This window comes from Cyanobium sp. BA20m-14, from assembly GCF_024346295.1.
Window position 1 is genome coordinate 1 of record NZ_JAGQCR010000178.1, and the last position, 6,736, is coordinate 6,736.

The 6,736-nt window shown below is 60.5% G+C and carries 6 protein-coding genes and 1 pseudogene; 5 read left to right on the top strand and 2 right to left on the bottom strand.

The features are described 5' to 3' along the window. Positions 1 to 485: 485 nt before the first annotated feature. Positions 486 to 1,136, bottom strand: coding sequence for an SGNH/GDSL hydrolase family protein (locus KBZ07_RS16510; protein ID WP_396121839.1), 651 nt, complete (start codon positions 1,134 to 1,136; stop codon positions 486 to 488). A gap of 594 nt (positions 1,137 to 1,730) precedes the next feature. Between KBZ07_RS16510 and KBZ07_RS14290 the strand changes: the two genes are divergently transcribed. The 5 genes and pseudogenes from KBZ07_RS14290 (at position 1,731) to KBZ07_RS14310 (ending at position 5,978) form a co-directional block, all read left to right on the top strand. Next, a complete protein-coding gene (locus tag KBZ07_RS14290) occupies positions 1,731 to 3,353 on the top strand; it encodes a mechanosensitive ion channel family protein (RefSeq protein ID WP_254932235.1) in 1,623 nt (540 codons plus the stop codon). A gap of 105 nt (positions 3,354 to 3,458) precedes the next feature. Next, positions 3,459 to 3,725: a CDGSH iron-sulfur domain-containing protein gene (locus tag KBZ07_RS14295; protein ID WP_254932236.1), complete on the top strand. Its 267-nt coding sequence runs from the start codon at positions 3,459 to 3,461 to the stop codon at positions 3,723 to 3,725. 965 nt (positions 3,726 to 4,690) lie between these two features. After that, positions 4,691 to 5,118 (top strand): annotated as a pseudogene (locus KBZ07_RS14300) (cupin domain-containing protein). Positions 5,119 to 5,207: 89 nt separating this feature from the next. Beyond that, positions 5,208 to 5,426 carry a hypothetical protein gene (locus KBZ07_RS14305; RefSeq protein ID WP_254932237.1) on the top strand — a complete coding sequence of 73 codons (219 nt, stop codon included), beginning with the start codon at positions 5,208 to 5,210 and terminating at the stop codon, positions 5,424 to 5,426. Between the two features lie 354 nt (positions 5,427 to 5,780). Beyond that, complete coding sequence (locus KBZ07_RS14310) at positions 5,781 to 5,978, top strand: hypothetical protein (protein WP_254932238.1); 198 nt, start codon at positions 5,781 to 5,783, stop codon at positions 5,976 to 5,978. A gap of 548 nt (positions 5,979 to 6,526) precedes the next feature. Here the strand turns inward: KBZ07_RS14310 and KBZ07_RS14315 are convergent. Beyond that, positions 6,527 to 6,736: hypothetical protein (locus tag KBZ07_RS14315; RefSeq protein WP_254932239.1), on the bottom strand; the 210-nt coding region annotated here is incomplete at its 5' end.

A 6,736-nucleotide genomic window follows, 5' to 3' on the forward strand; every position in this document is an offset into this window, starting at 1 on the left:
GCTTCCATCGAGATAGCTGTGTCCCTGGATTAGCAACTCTTGAGCTCGGAAGTAAGAGGCACACGCCACACCCCGGTGCGCCATAGACTCGCTTCCGCATCCCGGTATTCCGCATCCCGAGGCGGAGAACGTTGGCACTGACGATGGCCTGGACGCAGATGGCTAAGCGGCCGGTTCAACTGCTGCCCAAGGTGGGAGGTTGCCCGCTTGAGTTGCTGCAGCTTTGGCGCCTACTGTGTGCCGAGCAAAGGGAGCAACACCAGCGGCGTCATTAGGAAAAGTGTGGCTGGTTGTCTGTTGGGTTGGTTTTCATCAGGTAGCTAGTGCCTGAACAGCCGTTGATGCCTTAGCTGCCTATTTCCAGCTCGAGAGCTTCGGAAGCTGAGTTTGGCTTGCTGATCCTGCGCTATCTCGGTGAAAAGAATGCTTATAACATTTGCTTGAGCCCCTATGGCAAAAAACCAATCGATACAAGCATCGCCATGTTATGCCGCATCGCCTATCAAGGCTTTCACTATCGGCGCAAGAGCCAAGGCCAACTTGCGATGGCCATGGGCATCCAGGTGAATGCCATCCTCTGCCACAGTCACCACCTGATTGCAGTCGATAAAGCTGCAGTCGAATTGGGTGCATGATTGCTCGTATTGAGCAGGCAGCTCAGCGGAGCGAGCCATTGCATCTTTGAAATGATGGGCCATGAGTTCGGACATATTTCCAAACCTTGGTGGCGCAATCACTAATATTTTTGGTGAGCCCTTATCGATACTGGTGGCGCTATTAATAGCTATCTGCAAGAGTGCGCTGATGCCCCTCGCTGATTCATGAGCCGATGCATTTAGATGGTGCTTTAAATCATTGGTGCCAAGCATTATTATTAACAGATCAAGCGGCGCGTGGCTTTCGAGAACCGCCAGAATTGTGTTGCGAGCATTTCGACCGTCTCGAAATGGTTCATCGAAAACTGTAGACCTCCCATTGAGACCCTCTTCAATAACGTAATACGACTCTCCTAGGGATTCTTGCAGAACTCCGGGCCAGCGTTCCCTGCGAAGAAGGCGACCTGCAGTGAGCGGTATGTATCCCCAAGTATTCGAGTCACCAAAGCACAGTACTGATTTTTCTCTTGTCACAATCATTCCAGGTCGTGGCCTGACGATTGCTTAGCCGCATCCGCATCAACTGGCAGCGACAGCTTCACAAATGACAAAGTTGCAGGCTTCCGGCTGGCTCAGGCCCCATCCACGGCGATCATCGCCGCCTGGTTCAATTTCTGGGTTCCACGTCACGTGGATGCTGAGCAGAGCAAACGCCCATTGGTCCGCCGATATCGCCATGGGACGTCAGGCTGTCACCGAAGACGTAGAGCTGTTGAAACAGGCCCTTAATCTTTGGGCTAGAAGGGGTCGCCATGGAGGTTTTATGTTGCCTCCTAGGGACTGCACTGTTAATCCCCCATCGCATAGCCGTTCCTTCATTCGCAGTGGTTGCTGAAATGAATTTGCATTGAGCCTTTCGCTGCTCAGGCAGGCCATCGCTTCAATTCGTTCTTACTGGACCGGTGGCAGGTGAGCAGCCAGGAAGATGGCGCAGCCTTGCCAGCTCGAGGCCCAAAGTGATCGGAACTCAATCGGGAAGGAGAAGATAGGGTCCGTTGACGTTCAAGTAGAAGCATCGTGGGTCATTTAGAGCCCTTTGGCCTTCGCCCACGCCCCAGATGGGCGCGCTTCCTTTTGCCCCTGCTGGTCGCCCTGCTGGCGACGCAGTTGCTGGTAGCGGCCCCACTGACCCGAGCTGCTGACGCTCCCAGCCCGGCCTTCATCAAACTGGATGGCCGCCGGGTGCTTGAAATCCGTGTCGCCGCCGGCGCCCAGACGCCAGCGCAGTTGGCGAGGGTGGCTAGCCAGCGGCTGGCCGAGCTGGCCGCCAACTATTCGATCCAGCCTGATCAGATCGTCCTGCAAGAGGACCCGCCGTACACCACCATCGGCGTGATGCGGGGAGAAATATTTGAGCCCCGCCTTTCAGTGGATGACCGCAACGCGGCCCGCTTTCAGCTCAGCCGCCAGCAGCTGGCCCAGCGCTACCTGGAGCAGATCCGCGCGGCGATTGTGCGCCACCGCCAAACCCACCGCCGTTTGGACTGGTTGCGGGGGAGCTCGCTGGCCCTGCTCGCCCTGGGTTTCTACATCCTGTGGCTGCGAGGCCAGATCGCCCTCAACCGGCGCCTGGAGCGCTGGATCAACGACCCCGCCAACCACCGGATCCGGGGGCTGCAGGTGGGGGGTAACCAGTGGCTCACCGCCGATCAGGAGCGCAGCCTCCTCGATCCCCTGCGCCGAATCGTGCACGGGGCCCTGCTGCTGCTGGTCAGCTACCTCTCCATTCCCCTTTTCCTGGGGCTGTTTCCCCCCACCCAGGCCCTCTCCGAAACCCTGCGGCGCCAGATCACTGGCCTCGTGGTGAGCGGTGCCCTGGCCGTTTCGAGGGCCATCCCCGACCTGATCTCCGTGGCGGTGATCCTGGGTCTGGCCGTGCTGCTGATGCGGGCGAGCAACGCCTGGTTCCGGTCGGTGGAGAAAGGGAACCTTCGCCTGAGCTGGTTTTACCCGGAATGGTCCCGGCCCACAGCCCGGCTGGTGGGCATCGGCATCCTTTTATTCGGTGTGGTGGCCGCCTACCCCTACATCCCAGGGGCCAACAGCAAGGCCTTCCAGGGGGCAGGCCTGTTCGTGGGCGTGCTGGCGGCCCTGGGCTCCAGTGCGGTGGCCGCCAACCTGATCGGGGGGTTGATGCTCACCTACACCCGGGCCTACCAGGAGGGCGACCGGGTCAGCATCAACGGCACCGTCGGCATCGTTCACGACTCCGCCCTGCTGGTGACCCGCCTGCGCACCCCCCGCAACGAGGTGGTGAGCATCCCCAACGCCACCGTGCTGGGAGCCTCGATCATCAATTACAGCCTGGCCCGTCGCGAGATCGCCCAGCCCGTGGTGATCGCCACCACCGTCACCATCGGCTACGACGTGCCCTGGCGCCAGGTTCACCGGCTGATGCTGGACGCGGCCAGTGCCACTGCAGGCATCAGCCAGGAGATCCCCCCGTTCGTGCTCCAGACCTCACTGAACGACTTCCACATCAGCTATGAGCTCAGCGCCTACGTGGAGGATGTGGACACCTACCGCAGCACCCTCTCAGATCTGCTGGGGGCCATCCAGGATCAATTCGCCGGCGCTGGCGTCGAGATCCTTTCTCCCGGCTACCACGCCATGCGCAACGGCAACGGGAGCACGGTGCCCCCCTGGCCTGCCGAGTCCTTTGGCACCCCGACCCCCACTCCGCCGGCCTCCGGTTGAGGGCTCAATCGGGAGGTTGACAGCGACCGCTGAGGCGGCAGGCGAAGCCCCGCTGCTGAGCCGCACCAGACTGGGCCCAATACCTAATGGGGGAGAGAATCCGTCATGCCCGAGCCTGCAGCACCCACCCCTGGCCCCGAGCCGTTGGACCTGCCGGCTGGCGTGCACCAGCTCTGCAGCTGCGGCCGTAGCCATCACGGCTGGTTTTGCGATGGCACCCACCTGGGCACCGGCCGTGTCTCCTACGAGCTGCGGCTGAACAAGCCGGCCACGGTGCCGATGTGCAGTTGCGGCCACTCCCGCCGCTACCCCCTCTGCGACGGCAGCCATGGGTCGCCAGCGGCCAGGCCCTGGTGGCGGCCACGGGGATGAGCGGCTCGATCGTGCTGGCTGCCATGACGGTGTCGAACATGCTGCAACGGGATTCGGAGGCTCCATTGATGGGAGCGCGCTGACGATCCGGCCCCTGCTCCAACACTCAGACAGGTTGTGACATTCCTGGAGTGCCATTTCCTGGAGAGGACAAACGTCGTCACCTGAATGGCAAGGGCTGCGTTCCCAGCCCTGCCACTGATCACTGGTTCCAGGCACCGGAGGTGATCCTCGGAAAGCTCATGCACGGCACGGAGCGACGCAGGGAACTGACGAGGGAGCAGGCGATCAGGCTCTGGACCCAGAATCTCATGGCCTGGACTACAGCAGGCGACAAAGCAACTTCATCTTGCTCCCAGCTGCAGCCAGGGGCAATGCGTGTAAAGACCGATTGTGCTGAGCCGCTGGCCCAGCGATGCTGTGCTCATCAACCCAGGAGGCGCCCAACATGGACGACACGCCACCCCGCCAGGTTCAAGAAGCACGCTGACTGCCGGCACCTGCTCCAACAGTCTTTACCTAATCGTGGACGGGTCGTTTAGTCGGGCAAGAGAGCAGCATTCCCCACTGCAGCTCACCTTGTGCGCCTGACTGATCGACACTCCAGCCGCACCGCCGCAGGTGCCCACAGGAGGATCATCCGCCCCACACCTGGAATGCAATGGCCCCAGGCGCGAACACCAGCAGCTTCTATCGGCCGCCAATTGAATTTTCTTAGCCAGCGCCCCTGAGGTCTTCCTCAGGGGTTTTATTTTGCAGTTCGTTATATCTGAACGAACCATAGACCAGAATTTCAGCAGCGTCCGCCCTGGGGCCTAGTTGTTGTCAGTGCGGGTGTTGATCTTGACCCAGCTCCGCAGAAGCCCGAAACAGCGCTGGTCGTAGGGTTTCGGCTACGGTTTCGTCAGTACTACGGTTTCGCCAGTCCTACGGTTTCGCCATTGGTTGGATGGCCTACTGCCTTGGTGAACGATCGGTCATTGAGTACCCAGTTGGAGCTACAGCCCCATCCAGAAGGGGGCTGGTATCGCGAGATCCATCGCAGCACACAAGCAATTAGCCGCAGTGACGGCGAGGCGCGTTCGGCCCTGACGACATCCTGTATTTGCTCCATGCCGGCGAAATCAGCAGCTGGCACCGCGTTAGCGCTGCCGATGAAACCTGGCACTTCGCAGGAGGAGAGGTTCGGCGTCAATGTCTTGGCCCAGTGGAGAACGGGCTGACTCCGGTGGCTGTTGTGGAAGCGGATTGGTGGCAAGCGGCCCACTCCACCGGGACCTGGAGCTTGGTGAGCTGCTGCGTGGGGCCAGGTTTTGACTTCGCCGATTACAGCTTGCTGCGCGATCTGCCGGAGCTTCAGCGCCCCAGCGGCGGACTGCCCGAATTTCTCTGAACGATCGGCCTCCGAAAGGCGGAATGCTGGCTGATAGGCCTGTCCACGGCGGTATAAACCGCCATCATGGACACACCAGAGTTGCGGCCGTGTTTCTCAATCCCTTTTGCCCTTTCACCGCAGCCAAGGTGCTGACCCTCCAGGCCACGGTGCTGCTGCTGCTCACCCTGCTGATCAAGGCCAAGATCCGCATCACCGCCTTCTCGGCGCTCGGATTGTTCCTGCTGTTGCTGCAGACCCTGGTGTTCCTGGCCGTCAGTGGCGGCGCGCTCTACGCCACCCAGCAACGCCGCCCCAAGGCGGCCTGAGCAGCCACCCTAATTTCACAACTGCATTGCCCAACAAGTAGAAACAGTATGATTATTTCTGCAGCTGATCCCTACGGCAGCTATTCAGGCCGTAGCGATCATGGGTGAAGGTTTCCTGAGCGAGCGCCTCGGCACCGGTCTACAGGGGCAAGCCCGCATTCAGGAGTTAGGCGACATCGCTGGGAAGGCCGCTTCGCCCACCACCTCACGCGACCCAAAACCAACCCTTGCCGCACATTGCCGCCGGGCATGCAAGATGCACATCCCCACTCCTAGCCACTCATGCCTGATCTCGACGGACGGAAACTCAGCGTTCGGGAAATGATCAATGCTCACCTGTTCCCGCTCCTGGCCTTGGTCGCTACAGCGAGCTCAGTCTCAATCGCCCTGTCCCTTGGCCCCATTGCCGGCCAGTCCTACCGGTGGAACAAGTGCTACGACGCTGGGCTGGCGTGGCTGGAGCGCAGCAGTCCAAACATCAAGGGCGGTGACCGCACCGCCATTGCGGCCAACTTCTGCAATGGCGGGCTGCCCAACAAACCGGCTCGGTAGAGCAAGTCACCACGACTACCCGTGTTGCGCGTGGGCACCCAAAGCCGCCCAATCTCACACCTTCCCCCTGAGCCACGCCGCCAGCGGGCAACTTCTCTGCCAAGGGAGCTACTGATCGAGAAGCAGGCCGAGCAGCCGCGAATCCCGAACTGGAGGCCCTGCTGCCCTTCTGAGGGCTTCAGCCCCTTTTTCTCAGGCCTGGGCTGTGCGCAGTAGAATAGGCATTTGGAGTCCACCACCATGCACACGTTTTCAGTATTGGAGTGAGATTTCGTGGACTCCTCAGAGTGAGCGCAACAACGACTCATAAGCCTTGTGTGACCCCACCCAGAACCAAATCAACGTGCCGTCCTTCAGCACACCTACGGCGCGCCAATCGAGATCGACACGAGCTGAGTAGATCGGCAGGGTTGCGTGAACCTTCTTGAATCTGAGGGATGGGTGCGACGGGTTATCTCGCCACAGTTGGTAGGCGCGCTAGATTTTCCGCCTCCTCTCCAAGGGCGCCTGGAGATAGAGCTGCCGGAACTGGTCGGTCGTAACCGAGTTCACTGCAACTGGTCGATGGGCTGAACCCGGCCGGCCTGGAAATCCTGAATGGCTTCATTGGCCATCCGCTCCAGCAGATTTGGCGAGTCGGCAAAGAGTGCGCTCCAGCGCTCTTCCGATTCCATTTCCTCAAGCAGGATCGCCGCCAAAGCATCCTGTTCCTCCTCAGGAAGCTGGGCAGCAGTGGCAACCGCGGTCGACAAGGCTTG